The organism is Paenimyroides marinum, assembly GCF_900108395.1.
GTDB classification, from domain to species: Bacteria; Bacteroidota; Bacteroidia; order Flavobacteriales; family Flavobacteriaceae; genus Flavobacterium; species Flavobacterium marinum.
In genome coordinates this window covers 1-2,334 of record NZ_FNXE01000087.1, presented here as the reverse complement: position 1 = coordinate 2,334, position 2,334 = coordinate 1, and the positions used below count along the sequence as shown (strand labels likewise).

3 protein-coding genes are annotated in these 2,334 nt (G+C 32.1%); all 3 read left to right on the top strand.

Annotated features, from left to right (window positions below; translation table 11 throughout):
* The first annotated feature begins 173 nt into the window (after window positions 1-173).
* The 3 genes from BLW20_RS14745 (at window position 174) to BLW20_RS14460 (ending at window position 2,066) form a co-directional block, all read left to right on the top strand.
* Window positions 174-344, top strand: a complete 171-nt coding sequence (locus BLW20_RS14745) for a hypothetical protein (protein WP_177165111.1) — start codon at window positions 174-176, stop codon at window positions 342-344.
* A gap of 23 nt (window positions 345-367) precedes the next feature.
* Window positions 368-1,519, top strand: coding sequence for a sensor histidine kinase (locus BLW20_RS14465; RefSeq protein WP_091102991.1), 1,152 nt, complete (start codon window positions 368-370; stop codon window positions 1,517-1,519).
* Between the two features lie 163 nt (window positions 1,520-1,682).
* The gene (locus BLW20_RS14460; protein ID WP_091102987.1) at window positions 1,683-2,066 is read left to right on the top strand and encodes a hypothetical protein; all 384 of its coding nucleotides are present in this window, start codon (window positions 1,683-1,685) and stop codon (window positions 2,064-2,066) included.
* The last annotated feature ends 268 nt before the right edge of the window (window positions 2,067-2,334 follow it).

Sequence of the window (2,334 nt, the reverse complement as noted above, 5' to 3'; positions counted from 1 at the left end):
TACTTTTACTCATCGTATTTTAAGTTTTGCAACACAAATTTACGATGTTTTTAGGAAGCCATTAAGTTGGCTTCCTTTTTATCGGACAACAATGTTATAAAATAGTCATTTGTACGGATTGTTCTTTTTATCAATCAGTTGAATTATGTAAACTTGAAGTTTCTGATAAAGTAATGAAAAAGATAGGAGAAACAGGATTTAAGAATTATCGGTTAACCATTGATGAGCAAAATAGAGAAGAAGGAATCCGAAAATTGGATCAGATATATCAAATATTAAAAGAGGATAAAACATCTGATATAAGCCTAAAAATTATTCAAACTTTTAAAAAGAGAATTTCTTAATTTTATCAAACAAAATCATAAGTATGTCAATCGTCAAACGGAGTTTGTACACCCGCGGGTTTATCTTGCTTTTTTCATTGGGAATTTTAATATTGATTCTGTGGAATACCTATTTGCTTTTCCAGACATTTAAGAATGAAGAACGTATAAAAATGGAAATTTGGGCAGAAGCAAATAAAAAAATTAGTGAGGTTTCTGATTTAGACGCAGATATCGAGCTACCATCTAACATTCTTATAAAAAACAAGACTATTCCGGTAATTTTGGCAACGAATACTGATAGCATTAGAAGTTTTTCAAACTTGCCAAAAGAAGTTGCTAATGACACTCTTCTGATAAGAAAGATGCTTTTGGATCTTAAAAAACAAAATGCACCGATTGAGATTATGCACCCAAGCGGAAATCAATATGTTTATTACGGAAACTCATCGCTAATTACCAAGTTAAAATATTATCCGTTGGCGTTAGTTGCTATTTTGGTTTTGTTCGGGCTGTTGGTGTATAGTTATTTCCGTGCCAGTAAAATGTCGTCTGAAAATAAATTGTGGGCAGGTATGGCAAAAGAAACGGCACATCAGATCGGTACACCGCTTTCATCACTTTTAGGCTGGATTGAAATTATGAAATTAGAACATATCGATGAAAATATTGTCGATGAAATCCAGAAAGATGTAGATCGTTTGCAAACCATTGCCGACCGTTTTTCTAAAATTGGATCAGAACCTAATCTGGAATTGCTGAACATTGTAGAAGAAACTAAAAAATCGTTTGATTACTTACAATCTCGCAGTTCTAAACAAATTGAATTTGAATTTGAGGCCAATGCCGATATTGTTAATTTAATGTTGAACCCTACATTACACAGCTGGACGATTGAAAATCTGATAAAAAATGCCATTGATGCTATTAAAGGTAAAGGAAAAATTAAAGTAGAAATTAAAAACAACGAAAATAATCTGCAGATTTTGGTAAGTGATACCGGCAAAGGAATTCCAAAAAATCAATTCAGAAAAGTTTTTGAACCAGGATTTTCAACTAAAAAACGCGGTTGGGGATTGGGTTTGTCATTGACTCAACGCATTGTTGAAAAGTATCACAAAGGAAGCATACGGGTTTTAAAATCAGAAATGGGCAAAGGAACAGTTTTCTCAGTTTTGTATAGAAAATCAATCTAAATACAGTCTTTGATGCTGCTAAACAAGATCAGAGAAGTTTGATGCTTTTTTATTTACCTCCAAAAAGCATCTGTTTACCTTGATTTTTAATAGATTTTATGGTTTTTGATAATTTGGCACGGCAATTGAAATTTGCTAATCAAACAAATAAAACTTAGAAATCATGAAAAAAATGTTTACAATAGCGATGATGGCTCTTTCAGTAGGGGCTTTTGCACAGCAAAGACAAATGGTTAGAACAGATAATAAAACCTATCAAGAAAACCGTTATCAACAAACCTATAATAGCAGATACGGGAATTTTAATTTTTCAAGATTATATTTAACCAGTCGTCAAGAACGCCAATTAGTTGCTTTGTTAAAAGACAAACAAACCGAAGAACGTACAATTTTAAAAAAATACAGAAACCCACAGCAAAAACTACGTATGTTAGATCGTGAATACGACCGTAAAATTCAAAACCTGTTAAGCAGATCTCAATACGATAAATGGTCAAAAATTTACGCATACCAATACGAGGCTTATGGAAACAAGCGGTGGTCATAACGTAACTATTTATTTTTTAAGTTGAAATCCCGATGCTAAAAAGATTAGTCATCGGGATTTTGTTTTAAAGAAATAGCAGATTTTAACCGGGGTGTTTTCCTATAATTTATAGGTGTTTACCGCAGTTTTAAAAAAGTGGTACAGAAAATGTATATTCATCAGGTATATAATTTTAAATCACTACTAACCGACTAACTTTTCAAAATTAAGGAGCTTCCCATTGTGGTTAGCTCCTTTTTTCATATTTTGGTTTTACGACAAATCAAAA

Coding starts and splice junctions, on each gene's coding strand:
- BLW20_RS14745 (WP_177165111.1), top strand. CDS start 174: ATGAAAAAGATAGGAGAAACAGGATTTAAGAATTATCGGTTAACCATT.
- BLW20_RS14465 (WP_091102991.1), top strand. CDS start 368: ATGTCAATCGTCAAACGGAGTTTGTACACCCGCGGGTTTATCTTGCTT.
- BLW20_RS14460 (WP_091102987.1), top strand. CDS start 1,683: ATGAAAAAAATGTTTACAATAGCGATGATGGCTCTTTCAGTAGGGGCT.